Raw genomic sequence first — 16,643 nt, 5'->3', positions numbered from 1 at the left:
CTGTTAACCTAAATTTAAAACTTTTGTATTGTAAAAATCTGTGTATGCATCCGCAAATTCTTCTCTGTTTTTATATTCAAGAACGGGTTTATCATAACCGGTGAGATATTCTTGAATATCAGCAGGAATTTCCTGAGATGCAATTACTACGGCATCCGAATGATCCACAGCAACTTTTAGAAGGTTAGAGTAGGTTGGGTCAGCTAATATTTCCACATTGCCTTCACCAATATTGTCAAATTTGATTTTATCCAGCATTTTATCATCTAAAGCACCGTCAAATTCTTGTTTGTAGACCGAAGTTACAATTTTACTATCTGTAAATAACGGTTCGTCTTTATAATATTTTCTTAAATAAAGCGGTAATAAAGAAGCCATCCAACCATGAACGTGGATAATATCTGGTGCCCAATTTAATTTCTTAACAGTTTCAATAACACCTTTTGCAAAGAAAATTGCGCGTTCATCATTGTCTGGAAATAAATTTCCATCTTCATCAGTAAACGTAGCTTTACGTTTAAAATATTCTTCATTATCAATAAAGTATACTTGGATTCTCTCTTTTGGAATAGAAGCAACTTTAATAATTAATGGCATATCCATGTCATTAATGACTAAATTCATTCCCGATAAACGAATTACTTCATGCAATTGGTGTCTTCTTTCATTGATATTCCCAAAACGTGGCATAAATATCCTAATTTGTCCACCTTTGCTATTTACCATTTTTGGTGCTTCAAACGACATTGACGAAATTTCTGTTTCTGGTAAATAAGGGACTACCTCAGATGAAACGTACAAGACTCTTTTATTTTTCATAAAATATTATTCCTTTAAAATTCAGCGTAAAACATGCAAAATTACAAAAATTATGCAGATTAACAGTAATATATTAAGTTTGCAAGCTGTTAATTTTTTACTAAATGATTATATACGATACTCAAAATACATTAAAAGCTTTCGTAAAAGCTCAAAAATTAGAAGGAAAAACTATTGGTTTTATTCCCACAATGGGCGCACTTCATAAAGGTCACTTATCGCTTGTAAGGAACGCTATGACTGACAATGATATTGTGTTTGTAAGTATTTTTGTGAATCCAACTCAGTTTGGTAACGCAACTGATTTAGAGAAATATCCTCGAACTTTAGACGCCGATGTTGCACTGCTAAAAACTTTAGGAAAAAATGTATTTGTATACGCTCCAAGTGTGACAGATATCTATAATTCTGACATAAATGCCGAAAAATTCAGTTTTGATGGACTCGAATTTGAGATGGAAGGAAAATTTAGAACTGGTCATTTTGATGGTGTTGGAACCATTGTAAAACGTCTTTTTGAAATCGTTACACCAGATAATGCCTATTTTGGCGAAAAAGATTTTCAACAATTAATGATTATCAAAAAATTAGCTTCCAAATACAAATTACCTGTACATGTGATTGGTTGTGAAATATTTAGAGAAGCTTCTGGCTTGGCTATGAGTTCTCGAAATCAACGCTTATCCGATCACGCAAAAAAAGAAAGTGCCTTTATTTACAAAACGCTTTTAGAAGCAAAGAAAAAATTTGGCACGAAAAGCGCATTAAAAGTGAAAGAATGGGTCCAGAATCAGTTCAATAAACATCCGTTACTAACCTTGGAATACGTTGAAATTGCAAACATAAAAAACTTGAAAACTACCAAACGAAAATCTAAAAACGAAACGTATCGCATATTCATTGCTGCTTTTATTGAAAACATTCGCTTAATTGACAACATAGCATTGAATTAAAAACTTTAAAATTAGTAACTTTGCCCTATGCAAGTACACGTAGTAAAATCTAAAATACACAGAGTAAAAGTCACAGGAGCTGACTTAAACTATATTGGAAGTATCACTATCGATGAAGACCTTATGAATGCTGCAAACATTATTCAAGGAGAAAGAGTCCAAATTGTAAACAACAATAATGGCGAACGCCTTGAAACATATGCAATTCCAGGACCAAGAGGAAGCGGAGAAATTACACTAAATGGCGCCGCAGCGCGTAAAGTTGCCAAAGATGATATCCTTATCTTAATCACATACGCAATTATGGACATTGAAGAAGCAAAGCAGTTCAAACCCGCATTGGTATTTCCAAACGAAGCAGACAATACACTTACCTAATTGAAAACATCCGTATCAAAAATATTAAAAATAATACTTCCACTTTTTTTGGGAGTATTTTTAGTTTGGTACTCGCTGTCTAAAACACCTTTAGACGAACTCATTAATCATTTTAAGAAAGCAAATTACTATTGGATTGTACTTGGTGTATTCTTTGGAATACTAAGTCATCTTTCCAGAGCCTATCGCTGGCAATACATGCTAGAACCTATGGGTTTTAAACCAAAATACCCAAATAGTATCATGGCAGTTTTTATAGCGTATTTAGCCAACTTAGGAATTCCAAGGTCTGGTGAAGCATTGCGCGCATTAACCCTAACAAACTATGAAGGTGTTCCGTTTGAAAAAGGATTCGGAACTATTGTTGCCGAACGTGTTGCTGATTTAATTGTGATGCTTTTTGTCATTGCAATTACACTATGTATTCAGTTTGATTTTATTTGGAATTTACTCATGACAAAGCTCAATCCAACAAAAATAATCATCTTGCTAGTAATCATGATGGTTTTTGGAATTGCGTTAATCATCTTCATTAAAAAAGCAAAAACAGGAATTGCCCTAAAAATCAAAAATTTCATCTTAGGAATTTATGAAGGCGCAACCAGTATTTTAAAAATGAAAAATAAATGGGGATTCATTTTCCATACACTTTTCATTTGGTCGATGTACATGCTCATGTTTTATGTAACTATACTTTCCGTAGAAGATTTACACGGAGAAGTTCCTGTTGGCGCAATCTTAATTGCTTTCATTGCAGGAAGTTTCAGTATTGCCGCTACCAATGGCGGAATTGGCTTATATCCAATTGCAGTTGCTGGTGCATTTTCACTATTTGGCATAGCGCGCGTTCCAAGTGAAGCTTTCGGCTGGATTATGTGGTCGTCGCAAACCCTAATGGTTATAATTTTGGGTGGATTATCATTTCTTTATTTACCTATTTTTAATAGCAAAAAATAATCTTTAACTTGCTACTCTAAACCAACCAACCTTCACCATGAAAAAGTATGTGATGCTACTCGTTGTATTTGTGTCTTTTGCTGTGGCAAATGCGCAAACCAAAATTGAGAAAATCGAATCAAAAAAACTGAATGAAACACGCGACATTCAATTATATATTCCTGAAGGATATTCCGATGAAAAAGTATATCCAATTATTGTAGTGCTAGATGCGCATTATCTCTTTGAAAGTGTTGTGGCAAATACGCGTTATTATAGTTATTGGAACGAGATGCCAGAATCTATTGTCATAGGAATTAATCAATATGAAAAAGAATCACGTGATCGCGATTGTATGTATGACGACGACAATGGGTTACCAAAAGATAAAGGAAATCAATTCTTTGAATTTATAGGAATGGAACTAATTCCGTTTGTAGAGAAAAATTACAACACTGCGAATTTTAAAATGATTATTGGACATGATTTAACAGCAAATTTTGCGAATTATTACTTATTCAAAGAAGTGCCATTATTTGATGCCTACATAAATCTAAGTCCGTATTTCGCACCAAAAATGGAAGAACGTATTGCAACACGTTTAGGTGAATTTGAAACGAAAAAATTCTACTATCTCGCTACCGCGGAAGAAGACACAAAGAAAGACGCACAACGAATTAGAGCGTTAAACACTTCACTTAGCGCATTAAAAAACGAAAACATTTTTTACTATTACGACGATTTTACGGAAGCAGATCACAACTCATTGGCAGTACAAGCGATTCCGAGAGCAATGAGTCAAATATTTTCTATGTATCGCCCAATTAGCGTAAAAGAATACAAAGAAACCATCTTAGAATTAAAAACATCTCCCTATTTATATTTAGCAGATAAATACGAAACAATCAAAAATCTTTTTGGATTTGAAAAACGTGTTTCTGTCAATGATTTTATGGCAATATATTCGGCAGTTCGCAAATCAGAAAAAATAGATGATTTAAAATTATTAGCCAAACTTGCTAAAAAAGAATATCCCGATTCGGCATTATTTCACTTTTTTATGGGAGAATTTTATGAAAAAAGTGGCGAACCAAAAAAAGCGTTGCGCATGTATCAAAACGGATTTAGCATGAACGCAATAGATTTTATCACAAAAGATTTAATGCTTGACAAAGCAGCTAAAATAAAACAAGACTTCGGTTGGTAATATGGCAAAAGTAAAAACAACTTTTTTCTGTCAAAACTGCGGATCACAGTTCGCAAAGTGGCAAGGACAATGTTCTTCGTGCAAACAATGGAACACCATTGTCGAAGAAGTAATTCAAAAAGAAGTAAAAGCCAATTGGCAAAAACAAGAAAAAGGTGTTTCACGTATTTCAAAACCGACGTTGATTCATGAAATTAGTTCTGCAACAGAACAACGTTTACCAACTTCTGACCAAGAATTGGACAGAGTTTTAGGTGGCGGAATTGTACCAGGATCCTTAATCTTACTCGGCGGAGAACCTGGTATTGGAAAAAGCACACTATTACTTCAAATCTCATTAAAATTACCGTACAAAACGTTGTATGTTTCTGGAGAAGAAAGTCAGAAGCAAATCAAAATGCGCGCAGAACGTATCAGTCAAAAAAGCTCGAATTGTTTTGTATTGACGGAAACGAAAACGCAAAATATTTTCAAGCAAATTGCTGAAATCCAACCAGATATTGTTATCATTGATTCCATTCAAACCTTGCATTCTGATTATATTGAATCATCTGCGGGAAGCATTTCACAAATCCGAGAATGCACAACAGAACTCATCAAATTTGCCAAAGAAAGTGGCACGCCAGTTTTACTAATTGGACACATTACAAAAGACGGAAACATTGCTGGACCAAAAATTTTGGAACATATGGTGGATACGGTTTTACAGTTTGAAGGCGATCGAAATCATGTATACAGAATTTTACGTTCGTTAAAAAACCGTTTTGGTTCAACGTCCGAATTAGGAATTTATGAAATGTTGTCCGATGGCTTACGCGAAGTGAGCAATCCGTCAGAAATATTAATTTCCAAAAACGAAGATGAACTCAGCGGAACTGCAATTGCAGCAACTTTAGAAGGCGCGCGTCCGTTAATGATTGAAATTCAAGCCTTAGTAAGCACAGCGGTTTACGGAACACCACAACGAAGTTCCACAGGATATAATGCCAAACGACTCAACATGTTGTTGGCAGTTTTAGAAAAAAGAGCAGGTTTCAAATTAGCGGCAAAAGATGTTTTCCTAAACATTACTGGCGGAATTAGCATTGATGACACTGCGATAGATTTGGCGGTAATTGCAGCAATTTTATCAAGCAATGAAGATGAAGAAATTTCCAAAACAAACTGTTTTGCTGCAGAAATTGGATTGGCTGGAGAAATTCGTCCTGTAAGCAGAATAGATCAGCGTATTTCAGAAGCTGAAAAATTAGGTTTCAAACGATTTTTTACTTCAAAATACAATAAAATATCACTCAAAAACACCAACATAGAAATTATCTTAATCTCTAAAATTGAAGATTTAGTTTCGCATTTGTTTTAGAATAATATTGAAAGATTCAATGATTTAACGATTAAAAAATTGTGGTATTGCTTGCCTCGAATTCACGAATTATTTCTTGAAACGTCTTTGCGAAAGTTTTGTTTACATTGAGCGGAGTCGAAATGAAAAAACTTATGGCAATCTGTTCCTCGATAAGCAGATTACTTCGTCGCAAACTCCTCGTAATGACGTATCAAAGCACTTCTCGATACAAATTTTCGTTGCAAATTTACTCGAAGTGACGAATTAGTATTTAACCACCAAAGCTAAGCGATCCACACTTCGATAGCTTCGTCAGGTATTTTTTATCAAAATGTATTTTGATCTCAATAATGCTCAGTGTCCGCAAACTAACTAATCTAAAAGCGATAGCAGTCTAAAAGATTCCCGCCTACGCGAGAACGAGTCTAAAAGCGAAGCGAGTCCAAGAGATTCCCGCCTACGCGGGAATGAGTCTAAATCACGGTGCCGGATTCGGAATCCGACTATGAATTTCATTGATTTCATCAATGATTTCTTGTGACAAATCAAGATCAATACTTGCAATATTTTCTTTGAGTTGTTCCATTTTAGTAGCTCCAATAATATTTCCTGTCAAAAATGGTTGCTGATTTATAAACGCCAACGCCATTTGCGACAAACTTATATTGTGTTTTTTGGCAACTTCATTATACTGTCGTGTAGCTTCCATTGCTTCTTTTCCGCTATATCGTGCAAATCTTGGAAATAATGCTAAGCGGGAATCGTCAGGTAGTTTTCCATCTAAGTATTTTCCCGAAAGAACACCACAGGCAAGTGGCGAATATGCCATTAATCCAATTTTTTCTCGCATTGCAATTTCCGCCAAACTTGTTTCAAAACTTCGACATACTAATGAATACGCATTTTGAATCGTGACCATTCTTGGCAATCCTTTTTTAGATTCTTCCAAATAACGCATTGTTCCCCAAGGTGTTTCATTGGAGATTCCGACTTGACGAATTTTTCCTTCTTTGATTAACGCATCTAAGGCGTTTAAAGTTTCATGAAAATTATCTTTCCAAGAATCGCTCGGATCATGCTTATAATCACGCGTTCCAAAGAAGTTTGCTTGGCGTTCTGGCCAATGCAATTGATACAAATCTATATAGTCTGTTTGCAAACGTTTTAAGCTTTTTTCTACAGCATCTTTTATGGCTTCTGGTTTAAAACCATTCGTTCTAATGTGTGCAGTATAATCGCCAGGACCTGCTATTTTAGTAGCTAAAACAACTTTGTCTCTGTTTCCTGATTTTTTGAACCAAGTTCCAATAATACGTTCGGTTTCTGCGTAGGTTTCTTCCGTTGCTGGCACTGGATATAATTCGGCAGTATCAAAAAAGTTAACGCCTTGTGTTAATGCGTAATCCATTTGCTCGTGACCTTCGGCTTCGGTATTTTGATTTCCCCAAGTCATGGTTCCTAAGCATATTTTGCTAACTTTTATGTCTGTATGTGGTATTTTTGAGTATTTCATGTTTTCAATTTCTTTTTCAACTTCAACTTCAACTTCAATTTCGACTTCAACTTCGCATTAAGGATAGAGCGGTTTGTCTGAGCTCTTTTGGATTTTGCCAACGCAAAAATCCAAAAAGCGAGTAGCGAAAGCCTGACCTGAATGTTCACTGAGGTTTTATCGAAGTGAATATTTAGGAAATGCCCAAATTACACTTCTACCTCCACCAAAATAGGACAATGATCCGAGTGTTTGGCTTCTGGCAAAATGGTTGCTCTGGTAATGTTTTCTTTTAGCGGTTCGCTGACCATATTGTAATCTATGCGCCAACCTTTGTTGTTGTTTCGGGCGTTTGCGCGGTAACTCCACCAACTGTAATGATGTGGTTCTTTGTTGAGATGTCGGAATGAATCGATGAATCCGCTATTTATGAAACTTCCAATCCAAGCGCGTTCTTCTGGCAAGAATCCTGAAACTCCTTTCATTTTTGGGTTGTGAATGTCAATTTCTTCATGACAGATATTGTAATCGCCACAAACGACTAAGTTTGGTAATTCGTTGCGCAATTCCGTTAAGTATTCCTTTATTTCGTCCATGTATTGGAACTTGAAACTGAGTCGCGCATCATTTGTTCCCGAAGGCAAATACATGCTCATTATAGAGATGTTGTCAAAATCGACACGCACGTTGCGACCTTCAAAATCCATGGTTTCAATTCCTGTTCCGTAGACTACCTTTTTTGGTTCTTGCTTGCACAATATCGCAACGCCGCTGTAGCCTTTTTTTTGTGCGCTATACCAATAGTTGTATTTGTAACCTGCTTGCTCAAAAATTTCTAAATCGAGTTGTTCTTTTTGTGCTTTTATTTCTTGCAGACAAATTACATCTGGATTTGCTTGTTGCAGCCATTCTATGAATCCTTTTTTGATTGCTGCACGGATTCCGTTTACATTGTATGATATTATTTTCATGAAGTTAATTGTATTGAAAATATACTTTTGAGAATGAATATTTTATTCTTCTTCGTTGTCGTTTAGTCTGCGCTCTAGTTCTGCTTGAAATTCTTCCATGACAGGTTTTACAGTACTTTCTGGAAGATCAGAAATTCGAATGTACATTAAACCATCAACCGAGTTATTAAATAGCGGATCTACATTAAAGGCAACCACTTTTGCATTTTGTTTTACATACTTTTTTATGAGTACAGGCAAACGCAAGTTTCCAGGTTCTATTTCGTTAATGATTTTATCAAATTTGTTTAAATCGGCTTCTGTTTCATCAAAAATAAAGTCTTTGTCTGCATCTTTTAGTTTGACTTTGAATTCTTTTTTCGGATGAATGTATTGTGCAACATACGGATCGTAATAATGCGATTTCATAAACTCAATCATGAGTGATTTGGAAAAGTTTGAAAACTGATTGCTAATACTTACGCCACCAATGAGGTATTTGTGTTCTGGATATCGCAACGTTGTGTGCACAATTCCTTTCCAAAGTAAGAATAATGGCATTGGTTTTTGCTGATATTCTTTTATGATGAAAGCTCTTCCCATTTCAATGGATTCGCTCATCATTTTGTGTAATTCTGGTTCAAAACGAAATAAGTCTTGCAGATAGAAACCATCAATTCCATAGTTTGCAAAGATCTGACTTCCTAAGCCCATTCTATACGCGCCAACTAATTGTTTTGCTTCACTATCCCACAGAAACATATGATGATAATAGTAATCGAATTTATCTAAATCAATTGCTTGATTGGTTCCTTCACCGATTTCCCGAAACGTAATTTCACGAAGTCTTCCAATTTCACGTAATACGTTTGGAATTTCAGAAGCTTCCGCTAGAAAAACCTGGTAATTTTTACTTGTTAGCAAATGACGATCTTTCGGTAAACCTTCTACTTCTTCTTGTATGACTTCCGCAGAAACTGGCGTAATAATTTGTTTTGGTGGTGGTTTTGGAATTTTTAACGATGTTGGCACTTTACTCAACAGATTTTGCTTTTCAAACGTGTTAGATAACATGTATGTTTTTTTGCGTACAAATTCTGTAAAGTCTTCTAAACTTTCGTGTTCGTCTTGTGCTTTTACAGAAATTGGTTTTCCGATACGCACTTTTATGACTCTATTTTTTTGTGTCAATACTTCAGACGGTAATTTTGCCGTTCGAAACGTATCACTGATTCTTGAAAGTCTGTAAAAGATGCGACTATTTTTTGCATGAAAATAGATAGGAACCACCGGAACTTTTGCTTTTTTCACTAGTTTCATTGCAGATTCTTCCCAAGGTTTATCAACAATTAGTTTCCCGTCTTTATAGGTTGAAACTTCTCCTGCTGGAAAAACACCCAATGGTTTTCCTTCCCGCAAATGCATGATGGATTGTTTGAAACCTGCCAAACTTGATTTTGCTCCTTTGTGATCTTCAAAAGGATTTACAGGCATTATGTATGATTTTATCGGATCTATTCGTTGTAATAAGAAATTCGCAATGATTTTATAATCTGGTCGTTGCTCTATCATCAGTTTTAACAACAAAAGTCCATCAATTCCACCAAGTGGATGATTTGAAATTGTTACATACGCGCCATCTTTAGGAAGACGTTTCATATCTTCCTCAGGAATTTCAAATTTAATCTGAAACTCATCTAATAATGCATTTAAAAATTCTAAATCTTTGAGGTGTTTATGCTTGTCGTAGACTTTATTTATATTGGAAATACGCAACACCTTCATTAAAATCCAACCGATAAAGGTTCCAATAAAGCCGTACTTGTCTAATTTGATAGCTTTTGCAACTTCTTTAGCTGTTACCAATCCCATATATTTATTTTAAGGCGAATTACAAATATAGGAAAAACAACCTCAATTTGCTTCATTTATTTTACAACTAACTGTATCGTTTGCTCTGCGCGTTGTTCTAGCAGAATTTCTTTTTCTTTTTTTAATCCCGAAATCGCTAATTCTGTAAAGTGTCGTATTGTGTACAAAGACACGTTTTCGTAATGTGTAACTTTGAATTTTGAACGCAAGGTATTGAGTAATTTTTCTAGATTATCAAACTTATTATCAACACAAACTGAGAAACTAATTGCTGAGTTTTGAATGACGTCAACTTTCATTTTACAATCGCTTAATAGTTTGAATATTTCGCTGATATTTTCTTCAACGATGAATGAAAAATCTAAAGAAGAAAGAGATATTAATACTTGTTTCTTTTTAACGATAAAACACGGAATATTTGGATTAATTCCCGAACCTTTTGCAACCGTAGTTCCGTCATTTTTTGGGTTTAGAAACGATTTTACATATAACGGAATTTCCTTGCGTTGTAATGGTTGTAATGTTTTTGGATGAATGACTGAAGCACCATAAAATGCCAACTCAATCGCTTCTCTGTATGAAATATTGTGTAGTAATTGTGCATTTTCAAAATAGCGTGGATCGGCATTTAAAACACCTGGAACATCTTTCCAAATAGTCACGCTTTCGGCATTTAAACAATACGCAAAAATAGCTGCTGAGTAATCAGAACCTTCTCTTCCTAATGTTGTGGTAAAATTATTTGGATCACTTCCAATGAAACCTTGTGTAATGTTGAGTTTATTTCTATTTACTTTTTGTTTGATGTTTTCCTGCGTCGCTTCCCAATTTACGGTTGCATCCCGATAATTTGTATCTGTTTTGATAAGTTCACGAACATCTAACCACGTATTTTCAAGTGAAATACTATTTAGATATGCACTAATAATTTTCGTAGAAACCAATTCACCAAAAGATACTAATTGATCGTACACAAAATCATAATCAGGCGATTTGTTTCTATGCAAAAAACCTTTCATTTCTTCAAAAAGTTTTTTAATGTCTTTGTAAATTTGATGTTGCTCATTTGGAAATAATTCCAACAATATTTCATTGTGACATTTAACAATTTCTTGAACAGAAGCTTGCAATTCTTTACTTGAATCGAAGTAATTTTTAATGACAAACTCAATTAAGTTTGTTGTTTTTCCCATCGCAGAAACTACAATGAGTGTATTTTCATACCCAACTTTTTGCAATACTTTGACAATATTTTTAACGCCATTTGCATCTTTTACAGATGCGCCACCAAATTTGAATATTTTCATCTTTTTGTTTCTGCTGCTTTTTTATATTAGTTTCAAAACGTCAGATCGAGTGTCCTGAACTTGTTTCAGGATGTATCGAGATCTACTTCGAAACATTTAGTATGTATTTATTTTCCTAGCACTTCTCGATACTAAATTCTTCCAGATAGCTACGCTTGGTATTTTCTATCAAAATATATTTTAACCTCAATAATACTCGAAGTGACGTTTATGTTTCTTTACAAACTCCAATTTCAATTTTTCACTTTCAACTTTTCACTTTCAGCTTTTCACTGTTCGTTGTTCGTTGTTCTTTGTTCTTTGTTCTTTGTTCTTTGTTCTTTATTCTTTATTCTTTATTCAAAACAAGCATTTTTACATTTAAAATTCAACATTTATAATTTAAAATCCCCTTCCAACTTTTCACTTTTCACTCTTAACTTTTCACTCTCTTTTAGACAAATAATTCTGAATTCCTTCCTCGTCTAATTGTACCACATGCCAATCACGCATTACGTTTGCGCCAATGTGTTCGTAAAAATCGATTGCTGGCGTGTTCCAATCTAATACTTCCCAACTAATTCGTTTTACGCCCAATTTGTTTCCGTATTTTACAACTTCAGTTAGCAATAAACCTCCAACACCATTTCCGCGTGCTGTTTCGCTTACAATTAAATCTTCTAAGTGTAATACTTCGCCTTTCCAAGTAGAATAGCGCATGTATACAAGTGCAATTCCGATAACTTCTTCTGAGGTTTCTGCAATAAAACACTGAAACTTTGGCGCAGTTCCAAAACCATCTTTACGTAAACTTTCTGGAGTTGTTATCACGGCTTCTGGTTCTTTCTCAAAAATAGCCAATTCTTCAATCAATCTAAAGATATCATGAACATCGGTTTCGGTTGCTTTTCGGATTGTATAGTTCATAGTTTTTTTGAAAATGTTCATACAAATATAACAAGTGTAAAATTATAATTTTTACGAAAACGTTATAGTTGTACAAAATTATCGATATTTGTGATCTGAGAAACAAAGTAGACAAAATGGCTAAAAAAAATCAAACATTAGGAGAGTTTATTATTGAAAATCAAGCGGAATTCCAATATTCTTCTGGAGAACTTTCTAGATTGATCAATTCTATCCGATTGGCAGCAAAAGTTGTAAATCACGAAGTAAACAAAGCAGGTTTAGTGGATATTATTGGCGCATTTGGCGAAACTAATATTCAAGGAGAAGATCAGCAAAAGCTAGATGTATATGCAAATGAAAAGTTTATTCAAACACTGACCAATAGAAATATTGTCTGCGGAATTGCTTCTGAAGAAAATGATGATTTTATCGCAATTAATAGTTTGGACGAGAAAAATCAAAATAAATATATCGTTTTAATTGATCCGCTAGATGGTTCTTCTAATATTGATGTGAATGTTTCTGTTGGAACTATTTTTTCTATTTATAGAAGAATTACGCCTGTTGGAACGCCTGTAACTATTGACGATTTTCTGCAAAAAGGAAATGAACAAGTTGCCGCTGGTTATGTAGTTTATGGAACTTCTACAATGTTAGTATATTCTACAGGACATGGTGTAAATGGATTTACGTTGAATCCTGCAATTGGAACGTTTTATTTATCGCATCCAAATATGGAATTTTCTGAGACTGGAAATATTTATTCTATTAATGAAGGGAATTATGCACATTTCCCGAAAGGTGTAAAAAATTATATTAAATATTGTCAACAAGAAGAAGATGACAGACCCTATACTTCTCGTTATATTGGCTCATTAGTGTCAGATTTTCACCGAAACTTAATTAAAGGTGGTATTTATATTTATCCGCAAACGTCTAAAGCACCAACTGGAAAATTGCGTTTATTATACGAATGTAATCCAATGGCATATTTGGCAGAACAAGCCAACGGACTAGCCTCAGACGGATTTCAACGCATTATGGACATTAAACCAACGGAGTTACACCAACGCGTTCCTATTTTCTGCGGAAGCCGTAAAATGGTAGAAAAAGCCAAGGAATTTATGAAGAATTCATAGGAAAAGGATTAACTTTCCCAAAAATTACTATTTTTGTGTGAAACCGCAATTACTATAAAACACTTCTAAATGGCTACAAAAGGTAAAAATACTGCAGATGCAGATCAAACAAATTCTCAATCTGCAGATCCATCTTCTGCTAAGATTGAAGCAATCAAGAATTTAATTTTTGGAGAAAATATTCTACAATATGATTCTGAGTTTGACAGTATCAAAAATGATATTCTTGCCAAAAAGAAGGCTTTAGAAACATTGATTGAGGAAGTTCGTTCAGAATTGATTCAAAATATAGACAATTTAAGTACTGATCTTAATATTCGCATCACGGAATTGGAATCCAATATTGAAAATAAATTGGACGATATGGACGAGAAAAAAGTAGACAGAAGACACTTAGGACAATTATTGGTAAGCCTTGGCGAGAAAATAGGAAAAGAATAAAATCCAACGTAAATCTTAGTGTGTATTTATGACGGAAGACGATAAATTATCGATTTTAAAAGATTTGTTACTCACAGATGATCGTGTGTATACGGAATCAATACACTCTAAAATTAAACAGCTCGAAGAACTTATTAACGAGCAACAGAAGCTTTCTAGCAAGATAAATCCTATTATTGATAAGAAGCTAGAAGAGTTTACCAAGCAAATTCCAAAAACACTTGGACCCACAATTACCAAAACACTTGCGGAGCAAATTAGAAATTCACAAGATCAAGTTGTAGAAGCATTGTACCCAATTATGGGGAAAATGATTAAGAAGTATATTTCACAAGAAATTAGCTTACTTACGGAACGCATTAATAAGCAATTGGAAGACAGTTTTTCGGCAAATAGTTGGAAACGAAAATTCAGATCGTGGTTTGGTGGCGTGAAAGAAGAAGAATTATTATTGAGTCAATTATCGTCTATTTCGCAAGTTGAACAAGTGTTGATTATTGAGAAAAATTCAGGATTACTTATTGGGCAATATACTAAAACAGAAACGATTGATAAAGATATGATTTCGGGAATGTTGACTGCTATTAAAAGTTTTGTGGAAGATGCTTTTAATGAGAAAAGTCAAAATTTAGAGTTGATTGAATACGAGTTATATCATATTCATATTCAGAGTTTTGTATCTTTTTATGTTGCAGTTGCCATTTCTGGAGAATATAATCTTATCTTTAAAAATAAAATTCAAGATATTATCTTTAATTTTACTGATAATTTTTTAAATCTTTTTGATGATTTAAGTGAAATTAAAGAAAAAGAAATTACTAACGAATTAGAATTTTACTTTTGCACGAATGAAAATCTCTAAAAAAATAATTCTACTTGGGCATTTTGGTGTCGGAAAGTCTTCGTTGATTCGACAGTTTGTTGAAAATTCGTTTACCTCAGACTACAAAGTAACCATTGGTGTTCACATTTTAAAAAAAGAAGTTGAAATTGCTCCTGACGAAAACATATCTCTAATTATTTGGGATTTGGAAGGATATGATGATATTAAAAAAACAAGAGCGTCTTATTTACTAGGAACGCACGGTTTTATTTATGTGTTTGACATCACGCGACCTGCAACTTATGAAAATTTAAAAGACGATATTGCCTACCTAACAAATCAATACGCCAACACGCCTTTAAAAGTCGTTGGAAACAAAGCAGATTTAGTAACCAAAAGCTATTTGAAAGAAAATGCAGCCGTTTTTGGAGCAACTCCTGACTTTTTTACGAGCGCAAAAACAGGTGATAAAGTAGACACTTTATTTACTACATTGGCTAAAGAACTTGCGAAATAATTACTATGCTAGAAACATACAGAGGAGCATATTTCCATCCGAGAACACAATTTATAACTATTGATTCTAAAGGGAACGTATTAGAAAGTGATGATGTTTTATTTTCGTTAAAAAAAGGAGAACATCTTTCTTCCATAAGTCCATTTTTTGAAGGTCTTTCTTCGTATTTTGATGTGCAAGAAAAGAACGACATCAAATTTACGTGTGTTCATTTAGAAAATGAACATAAAAAAGACCTTATTTGCGACATCGAGTTTAAAACATTTGCTAACAAACAGCCTACATTGGTTATTATTCATGATTTTTCAGATCATTACAACTATTATCAAGAAGTAGCGCAAAGTAGAAACGAATCTGTGATTAATTCGCAAGTTTTAGAACTTCAAAATAAATATCTTCAAGAAAAAGAAGATTTTAAAAATACATTTATCGCCAATTTTAGTCATGAATTACGCAATCCGTTAACTGGTGTTACTGCATTTTGTTCTGTTTTACAAAAAACGAACATGACTGCGGAACAAGAAGATTACGTAGAAGTTATAAAATCTTCGGCTGATCATTTAAAAAATATGATTGGAGACATTTTAGAAATGTCAAAAATGGAAGTTGGAAAACTTTCTTTTGAAGAAGAAGTATTCAATTTTCATGAATTAATTGAAATGTTGGAGTTTACTTATAGTGTTAAAGCAAAGCAGCAAAATATAGCGTTTGAAGTAAATTTCGATAAGAAGATTCCAAAATATTTAGAAGGCGACAAAACACGCATCCAGCAGGTTTTTGAAAACTTACTTGAAAATGCACTTAAATTCACAACCACGGGACAGGTTACATTTTCCATTATAGAAAATCAGCGAAGAGCGCGAAAAGTAAACCTAAATATTAGTGTTAAAGATACCGGAATTGGGATTTCTGCAGAAAAATTGGATCTCATATTCAATAGTTTTACGCAGTTGAACAATTCTCGAAAATACGCAGGCACTGGACTTGGCTTGACTATTGTAAAAGGATTGGTAGAATTGATGGACGGAAAAATAACGGTAGAAAGTAAAAAAAATGTAGGTGCTACTTTTAAAATAAATATCAACTTTAAATATCCGACCAATCAAGAAAACATTTCTTTAGAAAATAAATCGGATTTAGAACACAAAAATAATTTATCCAAGAAAAAATACAGCGTCTTGCTTGCCGAAGATTCAGAATTGACACAAATGGCTGTGTTGAAAATTTTAGCACAAGAAGGTCTCTTTTTCTTAGACATTATTAGCAATGGCGAAGATGTGATTGAAAGCGTTATTCACAACGAATACGATTTAATTTTAATGGACATTCGCATGCCTGGAACCAATGGAGACGAATTGACAAAGATGATTCGTACACTTCCTGTAGACAATTGCAAAACCATTCCAATCTTGGCGTTAACCGCAAATTTATATCAAGAAGACAAAAAGCGTTATAAAAAAATGGGAATAAATGACATCATTGAAAAACCATTTGATGAAACAACCTTATTAAAGAAAATTTATAAGTATTTGAAGTGATTTCGATAAAAAATTCTTTCAGAATTTCACTCAATCTGACG

At 33.9% G+C, this 16,643-nt stretch carries 16 protein-coding genes; 10 read left to right on the top strand and 6 right to left on the bottom strand.

Annotated elements, in window-relative coordinates; all coding sequences use genetic code 11:
- Positions 1-3: 3 nt before the first annotated feature.
- Positions 4-819, bottom strand: coding sequence for a glycogen/starch synthase (locus tag IMCC3317_RS15890; RefSeq protein ID WP_160130477.1), 816 nt, complete (start codon positions 817-819; stop codon positions 4-6).
- 104 nt (positions 820-923) lie between these two features.
- Between IMCC3317_RS15890 and panC the strand changes: the two genes are divergently transcribed.
- The 5 genes from panC to radA are packed head-to-tail and all read left to right on the top strand — an operon-like array spanning position 924 to position 5,653.
- Positions 924-1,772 (top strand): pantoate--beta-alanine ligase, encoded by an 849-nt coding sequence (gene panC, locus IMCC3317_RS15885; RefSeq protein WP_160130476.1) that lies wholly within the window; start codon positions 924-926, stop codon positions 1,770-1,772.
- A 27-nt stretch (positions 1,773-1,799) separates the two neighbouring features.
- Complete coding sequence (gene panD, locus IMCC3317_RS15880; protein ID WP_160130475.1) at positions 1,800-2,150, top strand: aspartate 1-decarboxylase; 351 nt, start codon at positions 1,800-1,802, stop codon at positions 2,148-2,150.
- Complete coding sequence (locus IMCC3317_RS15875; RefSeq protein ID WP_228054821.1) at positions 2,151-3,107, top strand: lysylphosphatidylglycerol synthase transmembrane domain-containing protein; 957 nt, start codon at positions 2,151-2,153, stop codon at positions 3,105-3,107.
- Between the two features lie 37 nt (positions 3,108-3,144).
- The gene (locus IMCC3317_RS15870; protein ID WP_228054819.1) at positions 3,145-4,293 is read left to right on the top strand and encodes an alpha/beta hydrolase; all 1,149 of its coding nucleotides are present in this window, start codon (positions 3,145-3,147) and stop codon (positions 4,291-4,293) included.
- A gap of 1 nt (position 4,294) precedes the next feature.
- On the top strand, positions 4,295-5,653 hold the full coding sequence (gene radA / locus IMCC3317_RS15865; protein ID WP_160130474.1) for a DNA repair protein RadA: 1,359 nt from the start codon (positions 4,295-4,297) through the stop codon (positions 5,651-5,653).
- 460 nt (positions 5,654-6,113) lie between these two features.
- On the opposite strand, the gene IMCC3317_RS15860 is transcribed toward radA, so the two are convergent.
- From IMCC3317_RS15860 to IMCC3317_RS15840, 5 genes are all read right to left on the bottom strand, one after another.
- Positions 6,114-7,148, bottom strand: coding sequence for an aldo/keto reductase (locus IMCC3317_RS15860; RefSeq protein WP_160130473.1), 1,035 nt, complete (start codon positions 7,146-7,148; stop codon positions 6,114-6,116).
- Positions 7,149-7,336: 188 nt separating this feature from the next.
- On the bottom strand, positions 7,337-8,098 hold the full coding sequence (locus IMCC3317_RS15855) for an exodeoxyribonuclease III (protein ID WP_160130472.1): 762 nt from the start codon (positions 8,096-8,098) through the stop codon (positions 7,337-7,339).
- A gap of 42 nt (positions 8,099-8,140) precedes the next feature.
- Positions 8,141-9,949: a GNAT family N-acyltransferase gene (locus tag IMCC3317_RS15850; RefSeq protein ID WP_160130471.1), complete on the bottom strand. Its 1,809-nt coding sequence runs from the start codon at positions 9,947-9,949 to the stop codon at positions 8,141-8,143.
- A gap of 56 nt (positions 9,950-10,005) precedes the next feature.
- Positions 10,006-11,256: an aspartate kinase gene (locus tag IMCC3317_RS15845; protein ID WP_160130470.1), complete on the bottom strand. Its 1,251-nt coding sequence runs from the start codon at positions 11,254-11,256 to the stop codon at positions 10,006-10,008.
- Positions 11,257-11,679: 423 nt separating this feature from the next.
- Entirely contained in the window at positions 11,680-12,162 is a 483-nt protein-coding gene (locus IMCC3317_RS15840) for a GNAT family N-acetyltransferase (RefSeq protein ID WP_160130469.1), read from the bottom strand.
- Positions 12,163-12,278: 116 nt separating this feature from the next.
- Between IMCC3317_RS15840 and fbp the strand changes: the two genes are divergently transcribed.
- From fbp to IMCC3317_RS15815, 5 genes are all read left to right on the top strand, one after another.
- A complete protein-coding gene (fbp, locus tag IMCC3317_RS15835; RefSeq protein ID WP_160130468.1) occupies positions 12,279-13,283 on the top strand; it encodes a class 1 fructose-bisphosphatase in 1,005 nt (334 codons plus the stop codon).
- A 69-nt stretch (positions 13,284-13,352) separates the two neighbouring features.
- Positions 13,353-13,724 (top strand): fructose 1,6-bisphosphatase, encoded by a 372-nt coding sequence (locus IMCC3317_RS15830; protein ID WP_160130467.1) that lies wholly within the window; start codon positions 13,353-13,355, stop codon positions 13,722-13,724.
- A 28-nt stretch (positions 13,725-13,752) separates the two neighbouring features.
- The gene (locus tag IMCC3317_RS15825; protein ID WP_160130466.1) at positions 13,753-14,586 is read left to right on the top strand and encodes a cell envelope biogenesis protein OmpA; all 834 of its coding nucleotides are present in this window, start codon (positions 13,753-13,755) and stop codon (positions 14,584-14,586) included.
- On the top strand, positions 14,573-15,064 hold the full coding sequence (locus IMCC3317_RS15820; protein ID WP_160130465.1) for a Rab family GTPase: 492 nt from the start codon (positions 14,573-14,575) through the stop codon (positions 15,062-15,064). The genes IMCC3317_RS15825 and IMCC3317_RS15820 overlap by 14 nt, the downstream gene beginning before the upstream one ends.
- A 5-nt stretch (positions 15,065-15,069) precedes the next feature.
- Positions 15,070-16,602, top strand: a complete 1,533-nt coding sequence (locus IMCC3317_RS15815) for an ATP-binding response regulator (RefSeq protein ID WP_160130464.1) — start codon at positions 15,070-15,072, stop codon at positions 16,600-16,602.
- Positions 16,603-16,643: the final 41 nt, after the last annotated feature.

Origin of the sequence: Kordia antarctica (assembly GCF_009901525.1) — a bacterium.
Lineage (GTDB): Bacteria > Bacteroidota > Bacteroidia > Flavobacteriales > Flavobacteriaceae > Kordia > Kordia antarctica.
The sequence above is the reverse complement of the archived record's forward strand: the minus strand, read 5'-3'. Positions and strand labels throughout refer to the sequence as shown.